The sequence below is a fragment of the Bradyrhizobium sp. 87 genome (genome assembly GCF_023073015.1).
Lineage (GTDB): Bacteria > Pseudomonadota > Alphaproteobacteria > Rhizobiales > Xanthobacteraceae > Bradyrhizobium > Bradyrhizobium canariense_D.
Genome location: NZ_JADPIQ010000090.1, coordinates 252,066 through 277,416, shown reverse-complemented (window position 1 = coordinate 277,416; position 25,351 = coordinate 252,066). Strand labels below are relative to the sequence as shown.

The window sequence follows — 25,351 nt, the reverse complement described above, 5'->3', positions numbered from 1 at the left end:
AGACCACGCTGAAGCTAAGCTTCGCGTCTGCCTTGAGTGCTACGGTCATATAGAGTCTGCCATGGTCGATCCTCAGTCACACCAGGAAGGGGCCTTCGCGTGATCACCGTTTGGGGCGGACAGACCTCGCGATCGATCCGGGTCGTATGGGTGCTGGAGGAGATGGGCCTTCCCTACCGCGTGCGGCAGGTGGACATGCTGGCCGCCAAGCAGGACCCCGAGTTCCTGGCGGTCAACCCCGCTGACTACATCCCCGCGATCCAGGACGGCGACGTCGTCATGGTCGAGTCGATCGCGATCATGGAGTACCTGATGGCCCGCTACGGGCCGACGCCGCTGGCGCCCGCGCCGCAGGATCCCACGTTCCCCGCCTACCAGCAATTTCTGCATCTGGGCGAAGCCGGTCTCGCGACCCTGATGATGCCCGTCGTCGTCAGCCGCTTCATCGCGCCCGACGCCGAACGGGAGAACTGGGGCGCGACCTGGTGCCTGCAGTCGTTCCAGAAGCGGCTAAAGCTTGTCAGCCAACGGCTTGCCGACTCGTCCTACCTTGCCGGCGAGGCTTTCACAGCAGCCGACATCTCGGTGACCTACGCCCTGAACCTGGGCCAACGGAACTGCGGGATCACCCTCGGCGACGCCGAACAGGCCTATTTCGCCCGCACCACCGGCCGCGACGCCTACAAGCGTGCCATGGAGCGTTCGCACGAAGGGGTGAACACCTGATTCCCGTTTCGTCCGCGAATCGAGACACGAGAGGTCAGCACTCAACGTCATGGGGTCGAAAGCGGCCCTAAGCCCGACGCCGACCTTCGGACGCCCAGATCGCCGCCATCTACAAGTATCGGTTCAGGTGAACACTCGCCCTCGGCCTGCGGCGAAGCCCCCGCGAGCCCGTTTGGGCGGTCGCTTGCCGTATCGCGAAGGCGCCGATATAAGCCCGGCAACTCCGAACCACTGTTTCTCTTCAAGGACAACATCATGGCCATCGAACGCACCTTCTCGATCATCAAGCCCGACGCCACCGCGCGCAATCTCACCGGTGCGGTTAACGCCGTGATCGAGAAGGCGGGCCTGCGCATCGTCGCGCAGAAGCGTATCCGCATGACCAAGGAACAGGCCGAGACCTTCTATGCGGTCCACAAGGCGCGCCCCTTCTTCGGTGAGCTCGTGGAGTTCATGACGTCGGGCCCCGTGGTCGTCCAGGTGCTGGAAGGCGAGGGTGCCGTCGCCAAGTATCGCGACGTGATGGGCGCGACCGATCCGTCCAAGGCGGCTGACGGCACCATCCGCAAGCTCTACGCAAAGTCGATCGGCGAGAACTCCGCGCACGGCTCGGATGCGCCGGAGACCGCCGCGATCGAGATCGCGCAGTTCTTCTCGGGCAACGAGATCGTCGGCTGATCCGTCAGCCGATAAGGTAACGAGACGCGGCGAAAGGACGTAGTGTGAACTGGCTCTGGCAGATCTTCGATCCCGCTACGATCGGGGCATTCTTCACCCAGTTCCGCGTTGAGATGGCCGAACCGACCTTTTGGGTCGCGGTCGGCAAGATCATCTGGATCAACATCCTCTTGTCCGGCGACAATGCGCTGGTGATCGCGCTTGCCTGTCGCGGCCTCAAGCCGCGGCATCGGCTGTGGGGCATGATCCTCGGTGCGGGCGCCGCGGTGCTGCTGCGGATCATCTTCACGGGCATCGTCGCGAGCCTGATGGAGTTGCCGTACCTCAAGCTGGTGGGCGGCCTCGCGCTGATCGTGATTGCGGCCAAGCTGCTGGTGCCGGAGCAAGAGGACGAGGACGGCGTCGAGTCGGCGTCGCATCTGTGGCAGGCCGTGCAGATCGTCGTCGTTGCCGACATCGTCATGAGCCTGGACAACGTCATTGCGGTGGCCGCGGCCGCCAATGGCAGCGTGCCCTTGCTGGTGCTCGGTCTTGCCATCAGCGTGCCCTTGATCGTCGCCGGCGCGGCGCTGATCATGGCGCTGCTCGCAAAGCTGCCGGTTCTGGTGTGGGCCGGCGCGGCGCTGCTCGGCTGGATCGCGGGCGAAGTGATCGCGACCGATCCCGGCATCGCGCCGAGGCTGCATGCGCTGTTCGACGGTCCGTTCGGCGCTTCGCTCGACAACATGCTCGGCGCCTTGCGCATCCCGCCGCAATTCGCCCATGGCGGCGGAGGCGGCGACTATCTCTGCGCAGCTCTCGGCGTCGTTGTCGTGCTGGTCGTCGGCTCCATCTGGCGCCGCCGCAGCATGAGCGCGGCCGCGCTCGAGTCCTCCGAACGCCACGTCAAGGCCTCGGCGGAGTAGATCTATCTTTTGAGCATGATCTCTTGGGAAAAGCGCTAGCGTCGGACGATCGAGCCGGCGCGGTTGATCAGGCGGGCGAGCGCGCGGAAGCGGCTGCCGACTCGATCCGCGACGAGATCGCCGAGGCGGTGCTCGAACACCAGCAACAGCTTGCGGCCCATGCTGCGGAAATGCGTCGCGGGCAAGACGCCCGGACGCGCCGCCGAGATCAGATGTGCGACGCGGAAGGCCGCGCCCAGCAGGCGGGCGCGTTCGAGCTGCGCCGGCGTCAGCAGCTCCTGCATGGCGACCGGCGGCTGGTTCTCCTCGCTGAGGCCCGCATAGCGATAGAACACGGACAACCCGACGAAGGCGCGCTCGGTGTGGGTGATCGCGCCGAAATTACCGTTGACGACGAGGCTCAGCGTCTGCTCGCCGCGATGGTCGGGATGCACGCGCCACCCGATGTCGGACAGCAGGCACGCGGCGTGGCGCAGGCGGCGGTCTTCTTCGGTCTCGCGCAGCTTCACCACGCGCGCGAGGCGGTCGGTCCAGGCGATCAGCTCGCGGGCGTGCTTTGCCGAACGCGACAGCAGCTGGTTCAGCTCCTCGGCCGCGCAGATCAGTCCGTCCTTGTTGCGCTCGGACTCCGGCAGCTTCTCGTGCAGCAGGCCCTCGCGCACGCCGAAGGTCGAGAACACGATGGTCTTCGGCTTCGCCACCCGGATGATGTGCTCGAGCACCAGCGCCGCATAGGTGAGGAGCGGACGCCGGGCATCGGCGACGATCTCGATGTCGGCGAGCATGCCGGCGGCCGCAAGCCGGCGGAGACGACGCGAGAAATCGAGCGCCTCGGCCGCCGAAATCGAATAGCCGTGCATCACCTGCAGCGGATAGCCGCTCTGGATGATGTGGATGCGCGCAAGCGCGCGCCAGGTGCCGCCGACCGCGTAGAAGCTGCGGCTGCTCCCCGCCTTGAGCTGCGGCACCCCATCGAGCGCTTCGCGCACGATGCGGTCGGCGCGTTTCAGGGATTTATGCGCGAGGTCCTGCAGCGCGAGGCCGCCGAGCGGCAGCGTCACGCCGCTGCGCACGGTGTTTTTGCGCACGTCGATCAGTTCGAGCGAGCCGCCGCCGAGGTCGCCGACGATGCCGTCAGGATGATGGATGCCGGAGATCACGCCAAGCGCCGACAGCCGCGCCTCGCGCGGGCCCGACAGGATCTCGATCTTCACCGCGCAGATGCGCTCGGCTTTCGCGATGAAGTCGGCGCCGTTGGAGGCATCACGGCAGGCGGCGGTCGCAATCGCAAACACCCGCCCGACCTGCATGACCCGGCACAGCGCATGGAAGCGCTTGAGCGAGGTCAGCGCCTTGTCGACGGCGTCGGGCGCAAGCAGTCCCGTGCTCTGCACTTCGCGCCCGAGGCCGCACAGCGTCTTCTCGTTGAAGATGGGAATGAGGCTCCGCGTCAGTCCCTCGTAGACGACGAGACGGACCGAGTTGGAGCCGATGTCGATGACCGCGACGCTCGAGCCGCGCTTGCGCGGCCGCTTCACGTCGACGATCCCGGATCAGGATTGATGACGTTCATTACGGCGCGTGAGGCGGCGCGGCGAGGATTCCTTGAGCGACTTACCACGGCCAGACAGACTCGGATTTGTCATGAAGTAGTTGTGGACGTTGAAAGGCTCCTCGCCCTTCGCGGTCTTCATACGCGTTGAGGACCCGTCCGGCAACAATTGCCAGCTCTGTTCATTGTCCTTGAGATTCGCGACCATGATCTGTTCGAGAACCTGCTGATGCACCGTGGGATTCTGCAGCGGACACAGCACCTCGACGCGGCGGTCGAGGTTGCGCGGCATCATGTCGGCTGAGGAGATATACACAGCCGCTTTCGCGCTCGGCAGGCCCTGGCCCATGCCGAAGCAGTAAATTCGGCCGTGTTCGAGGAATCGTCCGATGATCGACTTGACGCGGATGTTCTCCGACAAGCCGGGAATGCCGGGACGCAGGCAGCAGATACCGCGCACCACGAGTTCGACCTGCACGCCGGCCTGTGAGGCCTCGTAGAGCGCGTCGATGATGTCGGGGTCGACCAGCGCGTTCATTTTCATCCAGATCGCAGCAGGCCGGCCGTGCCGCGCATGCGCGGTCTCGCCCTGGATGTGCTCGATGATGCGCTTGCGCAAGGTCAGCGGAGACACCGCCATCTTTTCCAGATCGCTCGGCGCAGCGTAGCCGGTGATGAAGTTGAACACGCGCGCGGCGTCGCGGCCGATGGTCGGCTCCGAGGTGAAGTAGGAGAGGTCGGTGTAGATGCGCGCGGTCACCGGGTGGTAATTGCCGGTGCCGGTGTGGACGTAGGTCGTGAGGCTGCCGCCCTCGCGCCGCACCACCATCGAGAGTTTCGCGTGGGTCTTCAGTTCGAGGAAGCCGTAGACGACCTGCACGCCGGCGCGTTCGAGGTCGCGCGCCCAGCGGATGTTGGCCTCCTCGTCGAAGCGGGCCTTCAGCTCGATCAGCGCGGTGACGGATTTGCCGGCTTCGGCGGCTTCCACGAGCGCGCGCACGATCGGCGAGTTGCTGGAGGTGCGGTAGAGCGTCTGCTTGATGGCGACGACGTCGGGGTCGCGCGTCGCCTGCTGGAGAAACTGCACCACGACGTCGAAGGATTCGTAGGGGTGATGGACGACGAGGTCCTTCTGCCGGATCGCAGCGAAGATGTCGCCGCCTTGCTCGCGCACGCGCTCGGGATGGCGCGGCACGTAAGGGGTGAATTCGAGATCGGGCCGGTCAAGGCGGGTGAGCTGCGAGAGCTCGTTCATGGCGAGCACGCCATCGACCAGGAACACCTCGTCGTCGGCGGTCGACAGCGCGTGCTGCACGAAACTGCGCAGCTGCTCCGGCATCTTGGCGTCGATCTCGAGTCGGATCACCGAACCGCGGCGGCGGCGCTTCAGCGCGGTCTCGAACAGGCGGACGAGATCCTCGGCCTCTTCCTCGATTTCGAGTTCGGAGTCGCGGAGGACGCGGAAGGCGCCCTGGCCGTGAAGATTGTAGCCGGGGAACAGGCGGTTGATGAACAGCGCGGTGGCCTGCTCCAGCGAGATCAGCCGGACGACCTTGCCGTCAGCCGGCAGACGGATGAAGCGGTCGATCTTGCCGGGCATGCGGATCAGCGCGTTCATCTGCTTGCCGTCGGCGGCGCGCGTGAGCTGGAGCGCGATGGTGAAGCCGAGGCTCGGAATGAACGGGAAGGGGTGGGCCGGGTCGATCGCGAGCGGCGTCAGCAGCGGGAACACGTTGCTGAGGAAGTAGTCCTCGACCCAGGTTCGTTCCGCCTTGGTGACCTCCTTGCCCTCGACCAGCACGATACCCTCGTCGGCGAGCGTGCCGCGCAGGTCGCGCCAGATTGCCTGCTGGTCGGAGGCAAGCTGCGAGACGGTCCGGTTGATGAGCGCGAGCTGCTCGGACGGGGTCAGACCGTCGGGGCTGCGCTCAGCAATACCCTCGCGCACCTGGGCCTTGATGCCGGCGACGCGGACCATGAAGAACTCGTCGAGGTTATTCGCTGAAATCGACAGGAATCGCACCCTCTCCAGCATGGGGTGGCTGGGATTGACCGATTCCTCCAGGACGCGGCGGTTGAAGTGCAGCCAGGAAAGCTCGCGATTGATGAACCGCTCGGGGCTCGATGCGATCGCCGGCGGGCCTTCGGCTTCCGGGGCTTTTTCTTTAACTTCAACAGCTTGCGCAGAATCCATCAGAAGTCGGTCCATCCAGTTCGCCCCAATTTGCGACTTACGCGCAAAACCCGCGGGAGCATGTGTTAGAGCGATGACGTTTCGATGACATTGATGTTCCGCCGCCCGGCCGCGTCAACCCGCCTTGGTCAGACATCCCGGAGCAGCTCGGCCGCCAGGGCCCGGGTGACGGGGCGGCCGAGGCGCAAGGCCTCGCTGTCCAGCAGGTCCACAGCCCGTCGGGCGGCGGCCGAGGACCGCTCCAGGCGAGTGGCGAGGTAGCTGACCACGCTCTCGTCCACCGCGAGCTGGCGGTCGGCGCAGAACTTGACGATCAGGCCGCGGAAGAGCTGGTCGTCGGGCGGCAGCAGCGAGACAACGGGGACGGCGCGGAGCCGCGAGCGCAGGTCGGCGAGCTCGATCTCGAGAGACGCGGGCACCTCGCGTCCGGTGAAGAGGACGTAGGCGCCGTCCTCGCGGGCCAGATTCATCAGATGGAACAGGGCGCGCTCGTCGAATTCCCTGGCTTTGGGATCCTCGACCACCAGCGCGCCGGTGGCGAGCGCAGCCGGGACGGCCTCGGCGGTCAGCCCATTGGCCGTGGTCGAGCGGGCGCCTGAAGCCTCGGCCCAGATCGCGGCGAGATGGCTCTTGCCGCTTCCTTCCGGGCCGGCCAGCCACATGATTCGGTTCGGCCATTCCGGCCAGGCGTCGATGAGGGCAAGACCGGCGGCGTTGACGGGGCCTTCGAGGAAATTGTCCCGGCTCAGGCTCTCCGCATGCGGAAGCGAAAACGCCAACTGTCGGGGATGAACGCGGCTTGGCACGCTTGCTTTGCTCCGTGCCGGCGTGCCGGCTTCGTTTGACGAGATGCGACCTAATCGAGCGGGAGTTGGCCTTTTACGGGGCCGCTCCCAACTCACTTGGCCTCGATCGTGCTCATGTGCCGCAACCATTCGACAAGATAGAGCGACACGGAGGAGAGCGTGAAGACCGTGACGAGGCCCATCAGGATTATATCATAAGGACCGGGTTTGAAGCCGAAGGCGAGGGCGGCCAGCACCAGCGCCGCGAACGCCACTTGGGCCACAGTGTTGAGCTTGGATACCTTTGAGGGCTTCATCTCCACAGGTCGGTCGAACAGCCACGATATGATCACGGCGGCGACGATCATGATGTCGCGCGAGACCACCAGGATGACGATCCAGCGCGGAATCGCGCCCCAGATGCCGAGCGCCATGTAGATCGAGACCAGCAGCGCCTTGTCGGCGAGCGGGTCGAGCAAGGCGCCGAGCTCGCTCGTCATGTTGAAGCGCTTGGCAAGGAAGCCGTCGACCGCGTCGCTGATACCGGCGATCAGGAATACGGCGAACGCCACCTCCATTTGGCTCGACACGATGGCCCAGACGATGATCGGGACCAGCATGATGCGGCCCAAAGTAATGATGTTCGGTATACTCACACGGCGCTTCCCGGCACCCGGCCTGACCTCGAATTCGGCCCTTTGGAGGCTGAACCGGTTGATATCTCTACATAGTATACGGCGGCGCGCCATGCGAGCCATTGCGCGTCCCCGGAATTCGACGTAACCAGCCGCAAACCCACTGGAAATCGGGCATGACCGACCGCAAAAACGGCCTCACTTACGCCGATTCAGGCGTCGATATCGATGCGGGCAACCGCTTGGTCGACCTGATCAAGCCGATGGTGCGCGCCACCGCACGGCCCGGCGCCGACGCCGAAATCGGCGGATTCGGCGGCCTGTTCGATCTCAAGGCGGCCGGTTTCAAGGATCCCATCCTGGTGGCCGCGACCGATGGCGTCGGCACCAAGGTCAAGATCGCGATCGAGACCGGCCTGCATGGCGGGATCGGCATCGACCTCGTCGCCATGAGTGTCAACGACCTCGTGGTGCAGGGCGCCGAGCCGCTGTTCTTCCTCGACTATTTTGCCTGCGGGAAGCTCGATCCGGAGGCGACCGCGTCGATCGTCGCCGGTGTCGCCGAAGGCTGCCGCGAATCCGGCTGCGCCCTGATCGGTGGCGAGACGGCCGAGATGCCCGGCCTCTACAAAGACGGCGACTACGACCTCGGCGGCTTTGCCGTCGGCGCCGCGGAGCGGGGCACGCTCTTGCCGCGCAAGGACATCGCCGCCGGCGATGCCGTGATCGGGCTCGCTTCGTCGGGCGTGCACTCCAACGGTTTCTCGCTGGTGCGCAAGATCGTGGAACAATCCGGCCTCGGCTTCGGGGCGCAGGCGCCGTTTGCGCCCGTCATGACGCTGGGCGGCGCGTTGCTGACGCCGACGCGTCTCTACGTCAAATCCTGCCTGCGCGCGATCCGCGACACCGGCGCGGTGAAGGGGCTTGCCCACATCACCGGCGGCGGCTTTACCGACAACATTCCGCGCGTGCTGCCGAAGCATCTCGGCGTCGGTATCGATCTGGCGCGCCTGCCAGTGCTGCCGGTGTTCAAATGGCTGGCCGCGCAGGCCGGCATCGCCGAGCTCGAAATGCTGCGGACCTTCAATTGTGGGATCGGCATGATCGCGATTGTCGAGCCGGACAAGGTCGAAGAGGTCGTGGAGATCTTCACTGACGCCGGTGAGACCGTGGCACAGCTCGGTAGCGTGATCCTGGCCGAGGGCGAGCACCGCGTCGTCTATAACGGCCATCTCGACCTGGCGCTGTAATGACCGGCGCTGTAATGAAACGCCGCGTCGCCATCCTGATTTCCGGCCGTGGCTCCAACATGGCTGCGCTGATCAAGGGCGCGGCCGCGCCGGATTTTCCGGCGGAGATTTCGCTCGTCATCTCGAACAAGGCCGATGCGCTGGGGCTGGAAAGGGCCAAAGCGAGCGGCGTGAAGACGCTGGTGATCGAAAGCAAGCCGTTCGGCAAGGACCGCGCCGGCTTCGAGAAGGTGCTGCAAGCAGCACTCGATCAGCACGGCATCGAGCTGATTTGCCTCGGCGGCTTCATGCGCCTGTTCACGGCCGAATTCACCAAGGCGTGGTACGGGCGGATGCTCAACATTCATCCCTCGCTGCTGCCGTCCTTCCCCGGTCTCGACCCGCACGGCCAGGCCTTGCGCGCCGGCGTCAAGCTGTCCGGCGCGACGGTGCACTTCGTGATCCCCGAGACCGACGCCGGCCCAATCGTGATGCAGGGCGCGGTTCCCGTCAGCGACCACGACACGGCGGACACGCTGTCGGAGCGTATCCTTGAAGTCGAGCACCGCATCTATCCCGCAGCACTGAGCCTGCTCGCGACCGGCAAGGTCCAGATCGAGGGCGATGTGTGCAAGACCGCGGGCAGCGGGCCGTCGGAGAATTTTCTGGTTTCGCCGTTGGTGCGGTGAAGCGCCGTCGCACTCGGAATACTTCTCATTCCAAACAAAAACCCCCGGCAGAGCCGGGGGCAACGTCATGATCTCTTGCGCAGACCGCGAGAGAAATCAGGAAACCTTGAGGTTCTCCGCGGATGCCTTGCCGCGGTTCTCCACGAGATCGTATTCAACCACCTGATTTTCATTGAGGGTCGAGAGTCCGGCGCGCTCGACGGCGGAGATGTGGACGAAGACGTCCTTGTCACTGCCGTTCGGCTTGATGAACCCATAGCCCTTGGTCGGGTTGAACCATTTGACGGTGCCCTTTTGCGGCATCCTCAGTCTCCTCCGCTAGATACAAAAACGACGCGGCCGCTTTTCGCGTGCCACGCCACAAACGGGCTTCCGGTAGTCTGTTCGAGTCTTGAGTCTCAATGTCGCGAAACGCACAGTCGAGCGGCCAATTCCGATTGTGTCCGATATTGCAACATGAAAATCGCCCGTTAGCAAGCCGCGCGCGAATTTCAAGACTTCGACCCGAGTGCCCGTCCGCAATTTGCGACCTGTGGCCGCGGAACCACAATCGGAAGCAATGCCTTTGCCGGGACGCGCCAGCCGGTTGACCCTCAGTAACAGTTCGGAACAAATCGCGGCACGCGTGCGCCGCTCCTGTTGCTTTTTTGCGCGCCGCCCTTTGCTTCAGGACTTGTCGCCATGTGCTGCATTTCGCAGCCCTCAGAGACACGGCAGGCGATCAGGCTGAACCGCGTCCGCTGGATCGCGGCTGCCGTGGCGTTTGCTCTCATCATGGTACTGTCGACGACATCAGGCTTTGCGCAGAGTCCCACGCCCACGCCGACCCCGACACCGACGCCGTCACCGACGCCGATTCCGATGCCAATTCCGATGCCGACCGCGACCAATTACGACCAGTCGGCCGGCAACAGCTCGCTCAATCTCGGCTCGAATTTCCTGGAGCGGCTCGGAAACCAGGCATCTGGCGGCGTCAACCGGGCGTTTCGGACCAATCCCGGCGGCGGCGGCGCGTCGGCGAGCACGGAAGACCCGCGCTACCGCACCTGGTTCGAGGGTTATGGCATCTCGGTCCGGACGGATGCGCAAGGAGACTTTGTCGGCGACAAGCGCAAGACGTTTGGCGGTGTCGCAGGCTTTGGCGCGCGGCTCGCGCCGGGTGTCAATCTCGGCTTCTCCGTCGACCAGAGCCACACCGATATCGACGTGCCGCTCGCACTTCAGTCCGCCACGCTGGATCTGACGCAACTCGGCTTCAGCGGCTCGGTCGACAAGGGCCCCTGGACCTGGGCCTTCGCGGTGGTGCACGGCTTTGGCAAGGTCCGCTCCAGCCGGGATACTGGCCTGGGACTTGCGACCGCGGGTTATCGCGCCGCAATCGACGGCGCGCTGACCGAGATCAGCTATTACTGGACCAAGGACCAGATGCGCATCGTGCCCAAGGGCGCACTGGAATATGTCCGCGCCACCAGCGTCGCGTTCCAGGAGGTTGGCGGCCTCGATCCACTCAATGTCGGCTCGACGGCGCTCTCGCGCGCGCGCGTCATGATCGGAGCCGAGATCGGGCGCTACTTCATCTTCGACCAGAAGATCCTGGACCTGTCCGCCTACGGCAAGTTCGTCGACAATTTCTATCAGAACCTGGGATCGGTGCAGGTCAGCCTCGGGACCCAGAGCATCGTCGTGCCCGGCATCGGCGAGAGCCGCTACGGTACGGATGCAGGCGCCTCGGCCTCGCTCAGCCTGACCAACACGGCGCGGCTCTACGTCAACTACGACGGCAAGTTCCGCAACGAGCTGACGTCGCACCAGGGCACGGTCGGCTTCGAATATCGGTGGTGAAGCGAAGCCTGCCCGCGTCGGCCAGAGGAGGATCCGGAAAACTGCGAAGCGGTTTTACGAAAGCATCATGCTCGAGCTTTAAGTCGGCATTGCCGCGACATAACCCGTCAATCCAAAGGCCGCGCGCGCGGCCGTCATCATCGGCGCCAGCGCGTTCGGGTGGATGAACTCGTCGCGGAAACAGGGATGGATCTTGGGATCGAAGATTTTCTTCAGCCAATCGACCACGATCTTGTGGCGCTCGGAGGCGCGGAACTCCTTATGATAGGTGAGCCAGAGATCGGCGTGGTGGCTGACGCCGAGATCGACGGCAACCAGCGGGGCGCCGAGCGCGATCGAAACCGTCGGCAGGAATCCGATGCCGGCGCCGCGCTCCACCGCATAGAGCACGCCGACCGAGGAGTTGGTCTTGATCCCGACGATGCCCTCGAGCGACTTCAGTCCGAGCACGCGGGCGTAGGCGCCGTCGTCGACCTGCGGAGCGCTCTGCTTGATGATGCGGTGGTTCTTCAGCTCGGCCAGGGTCGCGGGCACGCCGTAGAGGTTTTCGTACTCCTTGGAGACGAAGGGATAGATGTGCAGGCGGCCGAGCTTGGCGACGATCAGATCGGGATTGGTCGGCGGCTCGAGCTGGATCGCGATATCGGATTCGAGCCGCGCGACGTCGGCCTGTTCCATCGCGCAGCGCAGGTCGACGGTGATCTTGCGATAGGTTTTCTGGAAATCGATCAGTCGCGGCAGAATCCAGAAATTTCCGGGGCCTTCCGTCACCGCGACGCGCACGGTGCCTGACATATCGTTCGACGATCGCGAAGCACGCCGGAACACATTGAAGGCATGACGCTCCATGTGCGCGACGTCGGCGATCATCGCGCTGCCTTCGTCGCTGAGCGTGAGCCCGCTCTGGTCGCGCAGGAACAGCTTGCAGTCGATGCTCTCTTCGAGCCGGTCGATCCTGCGCATCAGGGTGGTGGAGGTGAGCCCGAGCTCCTCGGCGGCGTTGCGGAAGCTTTTATATTTTGCGCAAGCTAAAAACAGTTTCAAATCGTCCCAGGACATGTCCAGGGTTTCTTCACGGTGCTGCATCACCGCAGCACCCCGGTGCAATAACTGCTGCATACGCCTGATCCCCAGCCGCTAAGCTCATCGCCATAGCGGGGCACGAAAGCCGCGAACGATAGAGGGGCGACATGAGTATGGAAAGGGGCTCGTTTGCCGCAAGGCATGATTTCGACGCGCTGCCGCTCAGTCCGGATGTCGACGTCCGTCGCGCCAAATTTTCCGAAATCGCCGCGCTTTCGCAGTTGGCGCACCGGCTGGTGCCGGGCGTTCGGATCGGGGCGACTGAGCTTGCAAAATATTTCGCCTTCGATCCCGAGAGCATCCTGACTTTCAGCCGGAAGGGCAACCTTGTCGGCGGCATGGCCTTCCTGTTTCTCAACGATCGCGGGCATGATGCGTTGCTGCTCGACGAGATCTGCCTCACCGCGCCGGAGACGCGCTATCTCGCGTCCGCGAAGGAAGACGTTTCCGCTATCTACATCTGGGCGATCGCGGCGACGGGGCGCGGCGTCGCCGGTCTCGGCAAGGCCGCGGCTCATCTTAGACAGCTAAGGTTTCGCAACGCGGATTGCTATGCGCAGCCGTCAACCGTGGCCGGCCGCGACATCATGAAAGCGACAGGCTTCGAGCCTGTTCCAAGCTTCCAACCCGACCTCTGGTGCTACGAGCGGCCCTGGCATCGGCAGCCGATGCGCATGCCGAGCGCGATCATCCAAGCAAGGAGTTTTGCAGATGCACGGTACTAGGATTCCTCTCGCCAAGCCCGATTCCCGCGCCATCACCATTCGCCTCGCGCGCGATCTCACCGATCTCATGCTGGTCACCTCGATCCGCTCAGCCGTCTATCTCGCCGAGCAGGATTGCCCGTTCGATGAAGAGTTCGACGGCAACGACATGGTTGCCGCGCATTTCATCGGCTATGTCGGCAACGAGCCTGCGGGCTGTCTGCGGGTGCGGTTCTTCGGCGATTTCGCCAAGGTGGAACGGCTTGCGGTGCGGCACCAATACCGGCGGTCGCGCGTCTCGTTCAAGCTGGTACAAGCGAGCGTCGACTATGTGAAGCGCAAGGGCTTTCGCAAGATCTACGGCCAGGCGCAGGACCGGCTGGTCGATTTCTGGGCCCATTTCGGCGCCAAGCCGCTTGGTCACAATCGCAAGATCACATTTTCCGACTTCTCCTACACAGAAATGCTGCTGGAGATCGAACCGGGTCCGGATGCCATTACGCTGGACAGCGATCCTTACGTGATCATCCGCCCCGAGGGCGATTGGGACCGGCCGGGCGTGCTCGACGCCTCGGCAGGACGGGCTGTGACGTCGCCGCTGCGGGACGTCGCGCTCGCTGGCCGTTGAAACTGGTGCAGCTGCGCGCAAAACCATGCTGGTTTCCATCACAGACGATCCGCCGATCCTGGTCTGCGCGGATCTCCAGGTCGAATATCTGACCCCCGGACGTCGCCACGTCATCCTCGACGGCGATGCCGCAACGGCGCGCTGCGTGGAACTGCTGACGTTCTGGCGCGACAATCTCTGGCCGGTGATGCATCTGAAGCGCATCGCGCAGGCGGCCTGGTTCAATCCGGCATCCAAGCTGACCGATTGGATCGCGAAGGCGAAGCCGCGGCCGGGAGAAATGACCTTCGAGCACCCGCTGCCGTCGGCCTACAGTTCGGCGCGGTTTGTGGACTACATGTCCAATATCCGCAATGTCCGTTGCGTGCTCGCGGGCTTTTCCCTGGACGAAACCGTCCTGGCCACCGCTATTGACGGGTTTCACCGCAGTCATCGCTTCCAGGTGGTGGCCGACGCGGTGGCCTGCCGGCAGCCGGGGACTGGCGATGCTGCCGCCTACAAGCATGCGGTAGTGAATGTGATCGGGAATTTTGCTACAATCCAGTCCAGCGCCGAACTGATCAGAACCAGCGGCGCCGTTGCGGTGTAGGCGGCCGCGATCGACGGATGGAGTGGGACATTGTCACGGGGAGATCAGCTCGAGGAGCTGGCAAGCGACCTGTCGCGTGCCGCCGAGGCGGCACGCCGTCTTGGTCTGCCAACGACGGTGTATCTGCTCTCGATGGCGCTGGTGGAGGTGCGGGAGGCCGCTGCCGCCGATAGCGATGGGAATGACGACGGTGCGGCGTGACAGCTGCCCGATGTGCGGCTTTGTGCAACGCAGCTGAGCGCTTCCTGCCGACGAATTGACGTTGCAAGTTTTGCGCGGTGGCAATAGCCAAGGAGCTGGATCATCGAGTGATGACGCTGGCCGCGCCGGCGACGTGACGCTTTCAAGGATTCCTGCAAATGTCCATGCTGCCCAATTCGCAAGAGGCCCGGGATGTGGCCTACCAGCTCCATCCCTACACCAACGCGCGCGCCCATCAGCAGGCCGGTCCCCTGGTGATCGAACGCGGCGAGGGGCCTTACGTGTTCGATGCGTCAGGCAAGCGCTATTTCGAGGCGATGGCAGGCCTGTGGAGCGTCGGACTCGGCTTCAACGAGAAGCGGCTGGTCGACGCCGCGCACAAGCAGATGCTGGCGCTGCCGTTCTATCACACGTTCTCCGCCAAATCGCACGGGCCCTCGATCGATCTCGCCGAGAAGCTGGTCGCGCTCGCGCCTGTTACGATGAGCAAGGTGTTCTTCACCAATTCCGGCTCGGAGGCCAACGACACTGTTCTGAAGTTGATTGCCTATCGTTCCAATGCGCTCGGCCAGCCACAGCGCAAGAAGGTGATCAGCCGGATGCGCGCCTATCACGGCGTCACCATCGCGTCCGCCAGCCTCACCGGGCTGCCGAACAACCACCGCTCTTTCGACTTGCCGCTCCCGAACATCCTGCACACGGGCTCGCCGCATTTCTACAAGGATGGCGCGCCCGGGGAGAGCGAGGAAGCGTTCGCGACGCGGCGGGCCGAGGAACTCGATGCGCTGATCCAGAAGGAAGGCCCGGACACGATCGCTGCGTTCTTCGGCGAGCCGGTGATGGGCGCGGGCGGCGTCATCGTGCCGCCGGCGACCTATTGGGACAAGATCCAGAAGGTGCTGAACAAGTACGACATCCTGTTGGTCGCCGACGAGGTCATCTGCGGCTTCGGCCGCACCGGCAAGATGTTCGGCTGCGAAACCTACGGCATCAAGCCCGACGCCATCGTGGTCTCCAAGCAGATCACCTCGAGCTATTTCCCGCTGTCGGCCATCATGATGAACGATCGCATGTTCGAACCGATCGCCGACGAGAGCAACAAGATCGGCGTGCTCGGCCACGGCTTCACCGCGGGCGGCCATCCGGTCGGCTCGGCGATTGCGCTCGAGAATTTGAAGATCATCGAGGAGCGGGGCCTGGTTGCGCACGCCGCCGAGCTCGGTGGCTACATGCAAGGCAAGCTGCGTGAACTCACCAGCCATCCACTGGTGGGCGAGGTCCGCGGTGTCGGCATGATCGCTGCGATCGAACTGGTGCTGGACAAGGCGCGCAAGACCGCAGCGGCAACGCCGGGCGCCGTCGGCGGCATGGCCAGCCGCATGCTGCAGGAGCGCGGCGTTATCTCGCGCAACATGCTCGATGCCATTGCCATCTGCCCGCCGCTGATCGTCACCAAGACTCAGATCGACGAGCTGGTCGCGGCGATTTCAGGTGTGCTGGACGACATGAAGCCGGAAGTGGCGAAGCTGACGCCGGCGTAGGGACGGCGCTTCACGCGTGAGCGTAGCGCTCTATCACACCCCCGGTGTCGTCCTGGCCTAGTGCGCAATTGCGCACTAGGCCAGGACGACATCGGGAGGCATCGGGGCTATTCCGCTCGCTGAACCCCGATCACGCGGCCTTTCTCGACCGCCAGCGCCAGCTCGCCGCGCTTCAGTTTCAGGGCGGCCTCGCCGAACAGCTCGCGGCGCCAGCCGCGTAGCGCCGGCACGTCGGCCTCGTCGTCGGCCGCAATCTCCTCGAGATCGTCGACGGTCGCAATCACCTTGCTGGCGACCGCATGGCGCTCCGCGGTCATGCGCAGCAACACCTTCAACAGTTCGACGATCGCGGCGCCATTGTTATTGTTGCGCGGCTTTTCCAGCTTCGGCAGCGTGGCGTGATCGCGCGCCAGCCCGCGCTCGACAGCGGCGACGATGTCGGCGCCCCATTTGGATTTCTCAAAACCCTTCGGCACGGAGCGCAGGTTTGCGAGCTTCTCGATCGTGTTCGGCGCATGGGTCGCGATGTCGCTGACGGCCTCGTCGCGCAGCACGCGGCCTCGCGGCACGTCGCGGCTCTGCGCCTCCTGCTCGCGCCAGGCGGCGACCTCCATTAGGACCGCAAGGTCCTTGGGCTTGCGCACCCGCGTCTTGAGCCGTTCCCAGGCGCGCTCGGGATGGAAGTCGTAGGTCTTGGGCGAGGTCAGGACTTCCATCTCGATCGAGACCCATTCGCTGCGCCGGCGCTTTTTAAGGTCGGCATCGAGCGCTGCGAACACGTCGCGCAGATGCGTGACGTCGGACACGGCGTAGTGCATCTGCTCCTTGGTCAGCGGCCGGCGCGACCAGTCGGTGAAGCGGTGGGTCTTGTCCGGGCGGTGTCCGGTGACCTTCTCGACCAGGGCGTCGTAGGCGATGCTGTCGCCGTAGCCGAGCACCATGGCCGCGACCTGGGTATCGAACACCGGGTGCGGGATGATACCCGCCTGGTGCCAGATGATCTCGATGTCCTGGCGGGCGGCGTGGAACACCTTCAACACGCCCTCGTTGCCCATCAGCTCGAAGAACGGCTTGAGGTCGATGCCCTCGGCCAGGGTGTCGATGACGATTGCTTCCTCGGCGCTGGCCATCTGCACCACGCACAGCAGCGGGTAATAGGTGGTCTCGCGCAGGAACTCGGTATCGACGGTAATGACGGGGTGCTTGGCCAGCCGGCTGCAGGCAGCCGCAAGGTCAGCGGTGGTGGTAATCAAATCCATGAACGGCCCATGACAAGTCCATCAGCCGTTCTGCCGAAAGCGCTGTGATGTCAAGGGGCTCGAAGCGAATTCGAGCCTTGCATTTGGACCGGAATCGCATTTTCCGACGAAAATCCTATTCGTAGCGGACCCGCCGGGAGGGTTTGCGCGCGCAGGGCAGTGCCACCACGACCACGCACATGGCGACCAGCGCCAGCCCCAGGAACTCGAAAACCAACAGATCCACGGCAAAATCCCCCAGCAACATTGCTAAACTTGTCGGGGGCGAATTGAGGGTCTGTTAATTCTCGTGGTTACCGGCGGCGGGTCGGGCCGGATGGTGGACGGGGGGTTAACGGCCGCGGCATGCTATGCAGGCGTCACGGCATCCGGCGTCAGGTCATGAGCTTCGGCAGGGCGGTCGCCAAGGCGTCCACGGCGGCGCGAACTTTCGGCGGCATCCGGGACGAGCGTGGCCAGAGCGCGTGACAGTCGTAGAGAAATCCCGGCTGACCGCTCAACAGAGTGACGAGTCTACCGGCGCGCAGGCGTTCGCGGACTAGCCAGTATGGCAGCCAGGCCAGTCCCATCCCCTGTGACGCGGCGTCCGCGATCGCGTCGAGATCGTCGAGCCTGAGCCTTCCCGCCGGCACGATTTCGCTCGGAGGCTGGCCCTCGCGGGGAAACAGCCACGGCCGGACGCGTCCGGAGCGGCGATAGATGATCGCCTGATGCTGGGCAAGATCGTCGAGCGATTTCGGCTTGCCGTTGGCGCGCAAGTACGAGCGCGTGCCGCACACCACCATGCGCTGGCTTGCGATGCGCCGCGTCATCAGGCCGGATTGATCGTGTAGATCGCCGGTCCGGATCGCAAGATCATAGCGGCCCTCGATGATGTCAGCGATCGGGTCGCCGAACGAGAGATCGAGCTCCAGATGGGGATATCGTCGCGCGAGCTTCATCAGCAAGGGGGCGATGCAGTGCCGGCCCAGCAGGGCGGGCATGGTCACGCGGAGCCGGCCACGCGGCTCGGACAATTCATCGGAAGCGACGGCGTCGGCGGCCACGGCTTCAGCGAGCACAGTGCGGCAGCGCTCGTAGTAGGCTTGGCCAGTCTCGGTCAGGCTCTGGCGCCGTGTGGTGCGGTTGAGGAGGCGGACGCCCAGGCGCTCCTCGAGGAAACGAACGTGCTTGCCGACCATTGGCCCCGACATTTCGAGCGCATCGGCGGCAGCGGCGAACGAGCCCACATCCACCGCCTTGACGAAGACGGCCATGCTGGTCAGGCGGTCCATGATTGCAAACTCCTGGTTTCGACTGTTCACCTCTCCGCACGCTTTATCCGGCGCCGCCCGGTTGGCATAGGTCCATTGAATTCAATTATTTTGGAGTGTGTTCATGGCGCGCGTCGTTCGCTTCCGCAGACATGGTGGCCCCGAGGTGCTGCGCATCGAGACCGTCGACGTCGCGCCGCCAGGGAGGCGCGAGGTGCAGATCAGGGTCAAGGCCCTCGGGCTCAATCGCGCGGAAGCGCTCTTGCGGAAGGGGACCTATATCGAGACCGCGACCTTTCCGTCCGGCCTCGGTCTCGAGGCCGCCGGCATCGTCGAGGCGATCGGCGAAGGCGTGAGCGGCTTCTCGCCGGGCGAGGTCGTCAGCATCGTGCCGCCCGTGTCGATGGTGCGATGGCCGGCTTATGGCGAGCTCGTCACGTTTCCGGCGGAGTTCGTCGTTAAGCACCCGCCCGAGCTCGGCTTCGACGCCGCGGCCGCGGTATGGATGCAATATCTGACGGCGTTCGGCGCTCTGGTCGATATTGCTGGGCTGGAGCGAGGGGAGTCCGTAGTCATCACCGCGGCGTCGAGTAGCGTCGGGCTTGCAGCGATTCAGATCGCGAACCGGATCGGTGCGATCCCGATTGCAGTGACGCGAACCTCGATCAAGCGGCAGGCCCTGCGCGATGCTGGCGCCGCCGACGTTATCGCCTCCGTGGAAGAGGACATCCGGTCACGGCTGCAGGACATTGTCGGCTCAAACGGCGTTCGCGTGGTGTTCGACGCGGTCGGCGGTCCCATATTTGGGCCGCTCACCGCCGCGATGTCGCCGGGTGGCGTTCTCATCGAATATGGCGGCCTGAGCCCAGAGCCAACGCCGTTTCCGCTGGTCAACGTCCTGACCAAGAGCCTGACGCTGCGCGGCTATCTCGTGCACGAGATCATCCGCGACCCCGCGCGGCTTGCTAACGCGAAGACCTTCATCCTCGACGGGCTGCGGGACGGTGCATTGCAACCGATCATCGCCAAAACGTTTCAGTTTGAGGAGATCGTCGAAGCGCATCGCTTTCTGGAGTCAAACGAGCAGTTCGGCAAGATCGTGGTAACGATCTGAGCGAATGATCGTCTTGAACAAACGGTTTCGGCACCCCGGCATCTGGATTATGCCTTCGGCTCGTCCACCGTGCGCACCGAGCTTGCCTCACGTCCCGCAGAACGTCTGCAGCACCCGCTGCTCCGGCAGCGGCGGATCGGCGTAGGCTGCATAGCCCGGCTGGCCCTCGAACGGTTTAGCCAGCACCTTCACGAATTCCTCGAACGGCGTGTAGTCGTCATCGTTGACCGCGGCCTGGATCACGGCCTCGACGCGGTGGTTGCGCGGGATGAACATCGGGTTGACGGCGTGCATGGCGGCTTGCCGTTCGGCTGCGGTTTGCGGCTCCAGCGCCGTGCGCTCGTGCCAGCGCCTGGCCCACTCGTCGAACGCCGCGGGGTCCATGAATTGCGCGCGTGCATCGTCAGCAGCCGGATCGCCAGCGGCGTCGCCGAGTTTGCGGAAGGTGAGGGTGAAGTCGGCCTGGTTCTTGGCCATGGCGTCCAGCAGGTCCTGGATCAGCGCGTCGTCGCCGTCGCGCTCCGTGAACAGGCCGATTTTCTTGCGCAGGCCCGCCTGATAGGCGTCGCTGAACGTGTCGGAGAAGGCGCCAAGAATGTCCTGGGCCTCGGCGACCGCCTTTTCCTGATCGTCGGAAAACAGCGGCAGCAGGCATTCGGCAAGCCGGGTCAGATTCCACAGCGCGATGCGCGGCTGGTTGGCATAGGCGTAGCGGCCCATCTCGTCGATCGAGGAAAACACTTGCGACGGATTGTAGGCGTCCATGAAGGCGCACGGACCGTAATCGATGGTCTCGCCTGATATCGATGAGTTGTCGGTGTTCATCACGCCGTGGATGAAGCCGACTAGCAGCCAGCGTGCGACCAGATCGGCCTGGCGTGCGACGACGCCACCGAGCAGCGCGTGATAGGGCCGCTCGGCGCCGAGCACCTCCGGATAGTGCCTAGCGATGACGTGGTCGGCGAGCCGGCGAATGGCATCGGTGTCGCGGCGGACGGCGAAGAACTGGAAGGTGCCGACGCGGATATGGCTCGAGGCGACGCGGGTCAGCACCGCGCCGGGCAGCGCGGTCTCGCGGATGACGTGCTCGCCGGTGACGACGGCAGCGAGTGAGCGCGTGGTGGGGATGCCCAATGCGAACATCGCCTCGCTGACGATGTATTCGCGCAGCACCGGCCCGAGCGCGGCACGGCCGTCGCCGCGGCGGGAGAATGGGGTGGGACCGGAGCCCTTGAGCTGGATGTCGCGGCGGATGCCGTCCTTGTCGATGACCTCGCCGAGCAGGACCGCCCGTCCGTCGCCCAGCTGCGGAACGAATTGCCCGAACTGGTGGCCGGCATAGGCCATGGCGATCGGATCGGCGCCGGCGGGAACCGTCTTGCCGGCCAGGATTTCGGCGCCCTCAGGGGTTTCCAGCACATCAGGATCCAGCCCGAGCTGGACCGCCAGCGGCCGGTTCAGCTTGATCAGCCGGGGCGCTGCCACCGGCGTCGGTGCGACCCGGGCGAAAAAGCTGTCCGGCAGCGCCGAATAGGAGTTCTGGAACGGGAAATGGACTGTCATGGCCTCAAGATAGGCGTGGAACGCCTGATGGCAAAGGCTTGAGCCGAGATTGGGCAAAAATGGCCACTTCCAGCCGAAAACGGGCCGTTCCCTTGGTTGCCGCCCCCGTCCTGCCGAGGTAAACCCTGCCGCAACTTTGAACCTGCCGTTTCGGCGGTTCGATTCGATCCTCCGACATTGAATTTGGGACGACCATGCATCGCTACCGGTCACATACATGCGGCGCGCTCCGCGAGAGCAACATCGGCGAGACGGTCCGCCTTTCAGGCTGGGTCCATCGCGTTCGCGACCATGGCGGCGTGCTGTTCATCGACCTGCGCGACCATTACGGCCTGACCCAGTGCGTGGTCGATCCGGACTCGCCGGCGTTCTCGCAGGCCGAAAAGCTGCGTTCGGAATTCGTGGTGCGGATGGACGGTAAGGCCCGTCGCCGCCCCGAAGGCACCGACAATGACGATCTGCCGACTGGCAAGATCGAGATCTATGTCAGCGAGATCGAGGTGCTGGGCCCGGCCGGCGACCTGCCGCTGCCGGTGTTCGGCGACCAGGAATATCCTGAAGACGTCCGTCTGAAGTACCGCTTCCTCGATCTGCGTCGCGAGAAGCTGCACCAGAACATCATGACGCGCGTCGAAATCATCAAGTCGATGCGTCGGCGCATGGAGGGGCAGGGCTTCTTCGAGTTCAACACGCCGATCCTGACCGCGTCCTCGCCGGAGGGCGCGCGCGACTTCCTGGTGCCGTCGCGCATTCATCCCGGCAAGTTCTATGCCCTGCCGCAGGCGCCGCAGCAGTACAAGCAGCTCTTGATGATGTCGGGCTTCGATCGCTACTTCCAGATCGCGCCCTGCTTCCGCGACGAGGATCCACGCGCGGATCGTCTGCCGGGCGAGTTCTACCAGCTCGACGTCGAGATGAGCTTTGTCACGCAGGACGATGTCTTCGCCGCGATGGAGCCTGTCATCACGGGTGTGTTCGAGGAGTTTGCCAAGGGCAAGCCGGTGACCAAGGGCTGGCGCCGGATTCCGTTCGCGGAAGCCTTGCGCAAATACGGCAGCGACAAGCCGGACCTGCGCAACCCGATCGAGATGCAGGACGTCTCCGAACACTTCCGCGGCTCCGGCTTCAAGGTGTTCGCGCGCATGTTGGAGGACCCCAAGAACCAGGTCTGGGCGATCCCGGCGCCGGGTGGCGGCTCGCGCGCCTTCTGCGACCGCATGAACTCCTGGGCGCAGGGCGAAGGTCAGCCCGGCCTCGGCTACATCATGTGGCGCGAGGGCGGCGAAGGTGCCGGTCCGCTTGCCAACAACATCGGTGCTGAGCGCACCGCCGCGATCCGCGCGCAGATCGGCGTGAAGGAAGGCGACGCCGCCTTCTTCGTCGCCGGCGATCCCGACAAGTTCTGGAAATTTTCAGGGTTGGCCCGCAACAAGGTCGGCGAGGAGTTGAACCTCACCGACAAGGAGCGGTTCGAGCTGGCCTGGATCGTCGACTTCCCGATGTACGAGTACAACGACGAGGACAAGAAGGTCGACTTCTCGCACAACCCGTTCTCGATGCCGCAGGGCGGTCTCGATACCTTGAAGGGCCAGGACCCGCTGACCATCAAGGCGTTCCAGTACGACATCACCTGCAACGGCTACGAGATCGCCTCGGGTGGCATCCGCAACCACGTGCCGGAAGCGATGGTGAAGGCGTTCGAGATCGCGGGCTATGGCGAGCAGGAAGTCGTCGATCGCTTCGGCGGCATGTACCGCGCCTTTCAGTACGGCGCCCCGCCGCATGGCGGCATGGCCGCCGGTGTCGACCGCATCGTCATGCTCTTGTGCGGCACCAACAATCTGCGCGAGGTCTCGCTGTTCCCGATGAACCAGCAGGCCATGGACCTCCTGATGGGCGCACCGTCGGAGCCCAGCCCCAAGCAGCTCCGCGAGCTGCACGTGAAGGTGAGCCTGCCGCAGAAGTGAGGCTGTCTCCACAGCGTCATTGCGAGCGAAGCGAAGCAATCCAGAATCTTTCCGCGGAGGGACTCTGGATTGCTTCGCTTCGCTCGCAATGACGGGGAGGGATTTTCGCCGGTCCAACTGCCATCCCCGCGCGCAGCGTCGTTCCCTACAGCCCCGTCGACGCCTCGATCCTGAACTGCGCAAGCGCGCTCTGTGGGTCGGTTTGCAAGAGCTGCATCAATTGCATCAGCGGTGCCTTGGCGCGCGGGGACAGCTTGATGGAAAGCGTCTGGCCCGGCGTCTCGACGAAGCGGGCGATCGCGTCCACGGCCGCGTTCGCATCCGGATTGGCGGAAGCAACTTGCTCGCGTTTAGCCTTGATGCTCTCGACGAGCGCCTGGCGTGCGGTATCACGGCTGACATTCTGCATGCGCGCGAACTGCGCCGCGACGAGATCGATGACGCCGCTGTCGCGCAATGAGAATTCGAGCGTGCCCGCCTCGATCCGGGCCGCCTGGCCCATGAGCTGGGCCGGATCGGCCGAAAACACCTCGCGTGGTACGTTGCCGAGCGCCATACGCAGTTGCGCTCTTGCGATGCCTCCGATGTCGAGGGTCGCGGGCGTCAGAGCGAAGCTGTTGGACTGTTCGGTCCAGGCAGCGCCGAGATCGAGGTCGATAGCGAGCTTGTCGATCCCGCTGGCAATCAATGGAAGCTGTTTTGGACCGGATGGATCGGCTGGCGTGACAAATTTGGCAACCACATGCGCCTTGCTCGGGATCGAGCCGACCAGCTGCCCCAGTCCAGGCTCAGTGTGTCGATCATGACCAGCTTATTGGTGGTCTTGAACGGCGCCGTCACGCCCTTGATCTCCGCGCCTGCGAGCACGCCGAACAGCCCGAGCATCTGATCCGGCGAGGGCGCCCGCCCGGCAGTGGTGAGGCTTGCTGCCCAGCGCATCAAACTCGCCGTGCTGAAGGACTTCAGCGCAAAGCGCTCCATCTTGAACTGTCCCTGCGGAGACGGCGCGTCGACGCCTTCGACCGCGAACTCGCCGTCGCGAAATCGGATGGCACCAACCGTGGCCGTTCCTTGCGGCGTGCCGACCGACATCTTGCCGATTTCGGCCTTACCGATGCGAAGACCCTCATAAACTCCGGCGAGCTTCTCCAGCAGCTCGCGTGCCTGCGCCGGAGTCGGCGGGGCCGATTGATCCCGTGGCAGCGCGGCAAATATCTCGGCCAGCCGGAATTTCGACGGCTGGACGGCGATGTCTTCCATGGTGAACCCGTCGACATCCACTCGCATCCCCTGTGCCGATTTGAGCGCATAGGGGCCCGTCGAGACCTGCCGATAGACCCGGCGATAGCTGTCGTCGCTGGCCGTCTGCGGATCGAGCGCGGCGATGATCGCGGTCGCGTCGAAATCGTTGACGATGATGTTCGACGATTCACCCGTCAGCTTGTCCGTCTTGCCGGGTTGCTTCACGTCGACCGAGATCACGGCGCGGTCCGACTTCATCCCGTCGATCTTGCCGTGCTTTAGGTTCTGGATCGCCAGTTCGGAATAGGTGACCTCGCCGCTGCCGGCGGCGCGGGAATCGAAGCTGATCGTGAGGGTCGGAGCCGTGAGCGACGATGCAGCGACACTCGCATATTGGCCGAGCACGTAGCGGTACATATCGACCAGCGAGCTGTCCGCCGGCACCTGACCCGCCTGAACAGGACCGGCATAGTCGCGCATGACCAGGTGCGGGATCTTGTACGCGACCTTCAGCTTGGCAGCGCCGATCTGGTCCAGCGTAACCTCGAGCCCGGTGATGTCGACGGCGTCGGCCGAGATCCTTGTTTCGTCGATCTGGCGAACGCCCGTGCCCTTGATGGCGGCGATCCTGATCTGCGCCTGCGGTGCCTTGCCCGGCGTAACCGCGATGTCCTCGATCGTGAGGGTGCGCGTGGGCAGATCGAAGGCGATCTTGCCGTAGCTAGCCTTGCCGCCTTGCTTGCGGATTTGCTCGAACGCGGTCTCCACCTCGGCGGTGACGCGATGTTTTGCGTAGAAGCTGAAGCCCAACCATCCGCCCGCGCCCACCACGGCCACGACGATGAAGCCGATCAGGATTCACTTCATTCCCAGCTCCAGTTGCTCGCGTTGCAGCACGCAACCTGCCATATTCGCAAAGCAACGCGCGGTCCAGGGAAAGCGAGCGCTATCAGATATTTGACCGCGCGCCCT

24 protein-coding genes are annotated in these 25,351 nt (G+C 64.3%); 13 read left to right on the top strand and 11 right to left on the bottom strand.

Annotated features, from left to right (window positions below):
• Positions 1-99 precede the first annotated feature (99 nt).
• The 3 genes from IVB50_RS24005 to IVB50_RS23995 all read left to right on the top strand — a co-directional run bounded on the left by IVB50_RS24005 (position 100) and on the right by IVB50_RS23995 (position 2,309).
• Positions 100-726, top strand: coding sequence for a glutathione S-transferase family protein (locus IVB50_RS24005; RefSeq protein ID WP_018459082.1), 627 nt, complete (start codon positions 100-102; stop codon positions 724-726).
• A 255-nt stretch (positions 727-981) separates the two neighbouring features.
• Entirely contained in the window at positions 982-1,404 is a 423-nt protein-coding gene (ndk, locus tag IVB50_RS24000; RefSeq protein ID WP_018456271.1) for a nucleoside-diphosphate kinase, read from the top strand.
• 44 nt (positions 1,405-1,448) lie between these two features.
• A complete protein-coding gene (locus IVB50_RS23995; protein WP_018456272.1) occupies positions 1,449-2,309 on the top strand; it encodes a TerC family protein in 861 nt (286 codons plus the stop codon).
• 35 nt (positions 2,310-2,344) lie between these two features.
• Here IVB50_RS23995 and ppx read toward each other — a convergent pair whose 3' ends face one another.
• From ppx to IVB50_RS23975, 4 genes are all read right to left on the bottom strand, one after another.
• Positions 2,345-3,847 (bottom strand): exopolyphosphatase, encoded by a 1,503-nt coding sequence (gene ppx, locus IVB50_RS23990; RefSeq protein WP_018456273.1) that lies wholly within the window; start codon positions 3,845-3,847, stop codon positions 2,345-2,347.
• Positions 3,848-3,862: 15 nt separating this feature from the next.
• Positions 3,863-6,055 (bottom strand): RNA degradosome polyphosphate kinase, encoded by a 2,193-nt coding sequence (locus IVB50_RS23985; RefSeq protein ID WP_026233127.1) that lies wholly within the window; start codon positions 6,053-6,055, stop codon positions 3,863-3,865.
• A 128-nt stretch (positions 6,056-6,183) separates the two neighbouring features.
• The gene (locus IVB50_RS23980) at positions 6,184-6,861 is read right to left on the bottom strand and encodes a DnaA/Hda family protein (protein ID WP_026233128.1); all 678 of its coding nucleotides are present in this window, start codon (positions 6,859-6,861) and stop codon (positions 6,184-6,186) included.
• A 92-nt stretch (positions 6,862-6,953) separates the two neighbouring features.
• Entirely contained in the window at positions 6,954-7,496 is a 543-nt protein-coding gene (locus tag IVB50_RS23975; protein WP_026233129.1) for a CDP-alcohol phosphatidyltransferase family protein, read from the bottom strand.
• 155 nt (positions 7,497-7,651) lie between these two features.
• Here IVB50_RS23975 and purM point away from each other — a divergent pair, with 155 nt between their 5' ends.
• Both purM and purN read left to right on the top strand, forming a co-directional pair.
• Positions 7,652-8,725: a phosphoribosylformylglycinamidine cyclo-ligase gene (purM, locus tag IVB50_RS23970; protein WP_247297466.1), complete on the top strand. Its 1,074-nt coding sequence runs from the start codon at positions 7,652-7,654 to the stop codon at positions 8,723-8,725.
• A gap of 14 nt (positions 8,726-8,739) precedes the next feature.
• Entirely contained in the window at positions 8,740-9,393 is a 654-nt protein-coding gene (gene purN / locus IVB50_RS23965) for a phosphoribosylglycinamide formyltransferase (protein WP_204511004.1), read from the top strand.
• A 96-nt stretch (positions 9,394-9,489) separates the two neighbouring features.
• On the opposite strand, the gene IVB50_RS23960 is transcribed toward purN, so the two are convergent.
• Entirely contained in the window at positions 9,490-9,696 is a 207-nt protein-coding gene (locus IVB50_RS23960; RefSeq protein ID WP_007591938.1) for a cold-shock protein, read from the bottom strand.
• Between the two features lie 378 nt (positions 9,697-10,074).
• Here IVB50_RS23960 and IVB50_RS23955 point away from each other — a divergent pair, with 378 nt between their 5' ends.
• The gene (locus tag IVB50_RS23955; RefSeq protein ID WP_026233131.1) at positions 10,075-11,235 is read left to right on the top strand and encodes an autotransporter outer membrane beta-barrel domain-containing protein; all 1,161 of its coding nucleotides are present in this window, start codon (positions 10,075-10,077) and stop codon (positions 11,233-11,235) included.
• Positions 11,236-11,313: 78 nt separating this feature from the next.
• On the opposite strand, the gene IVB50_RS23950 is transcribed toward IVB50_RS23955, so the two are convergent.
• Entirely contained in the window at positions 11,314-12,354 is a 1,041-nt protein-coding gene (locus IVB50_RS23950; protein ID WP_018456281.1) for a LysR family transcriptional regulator, read from the bottom strand.
• A gap of 71 nt (positions 12,355-12,425) precedes the next feature.
• Here IVB50_RS23950 and IVB50_RS23945 point away from each other — a divergent pair, with 71 nt between their 5' ends.
• From IVB50_RS23945 to IVB50_RS23925, 5 genes are all read left to right on the top strand, one after another.
• Positions 12,426-13,043 carry a hypothetical protein gene (locus tag IVB50_RS23945; RefSeq protein WP_026233132.1) on the top strand — a complete coding sequence of 206 codons (618 nt, stop codon included), beginning with the start codon at positions 12,426-12,428 and terminating at the stop codon, positions 13,041-13,043.
• Complete coding sequence (locus tag IVB50_RS23940; RefSeq protein ID WP_018456283.1) at positions 13,030-13,650, top strand: GNAT family N-acetyltransferase; 621 nt, start codon at positions 13,030-13,032, stop codon at positions 13,648-13,650. Before IVB50_RS23945 ends, IVB50_RS23940 begins: the two co-directional genes overlap by 14 nt.
• Before the next feature lie 25 nt (positions 13,651-13,675).
• Positions 13,676-14,239 (top strand): isochorismatase family protein, encoded by a 564-nt coding sequence (locus IVB50_RS23935; RefSeq protein WP_018456284.1) that lies wholly within the window; start codon positions 13,676-13,678, stop codon positions 14,237-14,239.
• Between the two features lie 30 nt (positions 14,240-14,269).
• A complete protein-coding gene (locus IVB50_RS23930; RefSeq protein ID WP_007609402.1) occupies positions 14,270-14,440 on the top strand; it encodes a hypothetical protein in 171 nt (56 codons plus the stop codon).
• A 158-nt stretch (positions 14,441-14,598) separates the two neighbouring features.
• On the top strand, positions 14,599-15,981 hold the full coding sequence (locus IVB50_RS23925) for an aspartate aminotransferase family protein (RefSeq protein WP_018456285.1): 1,383 nt from the start codon (positions 14,599-14,601) through the stop codon (positions 15,979-15,981).
• A 107-nt stretch (positions 15,982-16,088) separates the two neighbouring features.
• Here the strand turns inward: IVB50_RS23925 and rnd are convergent, their stop codons facing one another.
• Entirely contained in the window at positions 16,089-17,240 is a 1,152-nt protein-coding gene (gene rnd / locus IVB50_RS23920; RefSeq protein WP_018456286.1) for a ribonuclease D, read from the bottom strand.
• 374 nt (positions 17,241-17,614) lie between these two features.
• Complete coding sequence (locus IVB50_RS23915; protein WP_018456288.1) at positions 17,615-18,514, bottom strand: LysR family transcriptional regulator; 900 nt, start codon at positions 18,512-18,514, stop codon at positions 17,615-17,617.
• Positions 18,515-18,617: 103 nt separating this feature from the next.
• Here IVB50_RS23915 and IVB50_RS23910 point away from each other — a divergent pair, with 103 nt between their 5' ends.
• Positions 18,618-19,607, top strand: coding sequence for a zinc-dependent alcohol dehydrogenase family protein (locus IVB50_RS23910; RefSeq protein WP_018456289.1), 990 nt, complete (start codon positions 18,618-18,620; stop codon positions 19,605-19,607).
• Positions 19,608-19,694: 87 nt separating this feature from the next.
• On the opposite strand, the gene IVB50_RS23905 is transcribed toward IVB50_RS23910, so the two are convergent.
• Positions 19,695-21,170, bottom strand: coding sequence for a protein adenylyltransferase SelO (locus IVB50_RS23905; protein WP_026233133.1), 1,476 nt, complete (start codon positions 21,168-21,170; stop codon positions 19,695-19,697).
• A 194-nt stretch (positions 21,171-21,364) separates the two neighbouring features.
• Between IVB50_RS23905 and aspS the strand changes: the two genes are divergently transcribed.
• Positions 21,365-23,137, top strand: coding sequence for an aspartate--tRNA ligase (gene aspS, locus IVB50_RS23900; protein WP_018456291.1), 1,773 nt, complete (start codon positions 21,365-21,367; stop codon positions 23,135-23,137).
• A 145-nt stretch (positions 23,138-23,282) separates the two neighbouring features.
• Here the strand turns inward: aspS and IVB50_RS42795 are convergent, their stop codons facing one another.
• Together IVB50_RS42795 and IVB50_RS23895 are read right to left on the bottom strand one after the other, a co-directional pair.
• Positions 23,283-23,693, bottom strand: a complete 411-nt coding sequence (locus IVB50_RS42795) for a hypothetical protein (protein WP_345946456.1) — start codon at positions 23,691-23,693, stop codon at positions 23,283-23,285.
• Positions 23,694-23,821: 128 nt separating this feature from the next.
• Positions 23,822-25,216 (bottom strand): hypothetical protein, encoded by a 1,395-nt coding sequence (locus IVB50_RS23895; protein WP_345946455.1) that lies wholly within the window; start codon positions 25,214-25,216, stop codon positions 23,822-23,824.
• Between the last annotated feature and the right edge of the window lie 135 nt (positions 25,217-25,351).

Bases quoted from the DNA above. Each gene is read 5' to 3' on its own strand.
- purN (WP_204511004.1), top strand. From the start codon at position 8,740: ATGAAACGCCGCGTCGCCATCCTGATTTCCGGCCGTGGCTCCAACATG.
- IVB50_RS23955 (WP_026233131.1), top strand. From the start codon at position 10,075: ATGTGCTGCATTTCGCAGCCCTCAGAGACACGGCAGGCGATCAGGCTG.
- IVB50_RS23985 (WP_026233127.1), bottom strand. From the start codon at position 6,055: ATGGATTCTGCGCAAGCTGTTGAAGTTAAAGAAAAAGCCCCGGAAGCC.
- IVB50_RS23910 (WP_018456289.1), top strand. From the start codon at position 18,618: ATGGCGCGCGTCGTTCGCTTCCGCAGACATGGTGGCCCCGAGGTGCTG.
- IVB50_RS23915 (WP_018456288.1), bottom strand. From the start codon at position 18,514: ATGGACCGCCTGACCAGCATGGCCGTCTTCGTCAAGGCGGTGGATGTG.
- IVB50_RS42795 (WP_345946456.1), bottom strand. From the start codon at position 23,693: ATGGCGCTCGGCAACGTACCACGCGAGGTGTTTTCGGCCGATCCGGCC.
- IVB50_RS23960 (WP_007591938.1), bottom strand. From the start codon at position 9,696: ATGCCGCAAAAGGGCACCGTCAAATGGTTCAACCCGACCAAGGGCTAT.
- IVB50_RS23905 (WP_026233133.1), bottom strand. From the start codon at position 21,170: ATGACAGTCCATTTCCCGTTCCAGAACTCCTATTCGGCGCTGCCGGAC.
- IVB50_RS23945 (WP_026233132.1), top strand. From the start codon at position 12,426: ATGAGTATGGAAAGGGGCTCGTTTGCCGCAAGGCATGATTTCGACGCG.
- IVB50_RS23950 (WP_018456281.1), bottom strand. From the start codon at position 12,354: ATGCAGCAGTTATTGCACCGGGGTGCTGCGGTGATGCAGCACCGTGAA.
- IVB50_RS23935 (WP_018456284.1), top strand. From the start codon at position 13,676: ATGCTGGTTTCCATCACAGACGATCCGCCGATCCTGGTCTGCGCGGAT.
- IVB50_RS23940 (WP_018456283.1), top strand. From the start codon at position 13,030: ATGCACGGTACTAGGATTCCTCTCGCCAAGCCCGATTCCCGCGCCATC.
- rnd (WP_018456286.1), bottom strand. From the start codon at position 17,240: ATGGATTTGATTACCACCACCGCTGACCTTGCGGCTGCCTGCAGCCGG.
- aspS (WP_018456291.1), top strand. From the start codon at position 21,365: ATGCATCGCTACCGGTCACATACATGCGGCGCGCTCCGCGAGAGCAAC.
- purM (WP_247297466.1), top strand. From the start codon at position 7,652: ATGACCGACCGCAAAAACGGCCTCACTTACGCCGATTCAGGCGTCGAT.
- IVB50_RS23925 (WP_018456285.1), top strand. From the start codon at position 14,599: ATGTCCATGCTGCCCAATTCGCAAGAGGCCCGGGATGTGGCCTACCAG.
- ndk (WP_018456271.1), top strand. From the start codon at position 982: ATGGCCATCGAACGCACCTTCTCGATCATCAAGCCCGACGCCACCGCG.